The organism is Methylobacterium sp. J-067, from assembly GCF_022829465.1.
Classification (GTDB): Bacteria; Pseudomonadota; Alphaproteobacteria; order Rhizobiales; family Beijerinckiaceae; genus Methylobacterium; species Methylobacterium litchii.
In genome coordinates this window covers 1-316 of sequence record NZ_JAKSXZ010000116.1, presented here as the reverse complement: position 1 = coordinate 316, position 316 = coordinate 1, and the positions used below count along the sequence as shown (strand labels likewise).

General features: G+C 67.4%; 1 pseudogene. It reads left to right on the top strand.

The window, feature by feature from the left end:
- A pseudogene (locus tag MKK52_RS17345) lies at positions 1–316 on the top strand (1,3-beta-glucanase); the annotation flags it as partial.

Here is a 316-nt window from a genome sequence, read left to right as displayed (position 1 = left end):
CGGCGGGCGACCATAAGGTCAGCATCAACTTCCTCAACGACGCCTTCGGCGGCACCGCCGCCACCGACCGCAACCTCTATCTCGATAGCGCCACCTACGCTCGCGCTGCGGTCACGTGCGGTAAGCTCTCGCTGCTGGGCTCGGGGGCGCAGACCGTGACCGTGCACGACACCACCGCGCTCCCGGCTCCGGCCTCGTCCCTCCCGCCGCCGTTCACGATGAACGGCGGCACGGGGTCTGACACGCTGGTCCTTACGGTCAGCCATGATACCTACAAAGGCGATCCGCAGTACACCATTCCCGCGGCCGGCAAGCA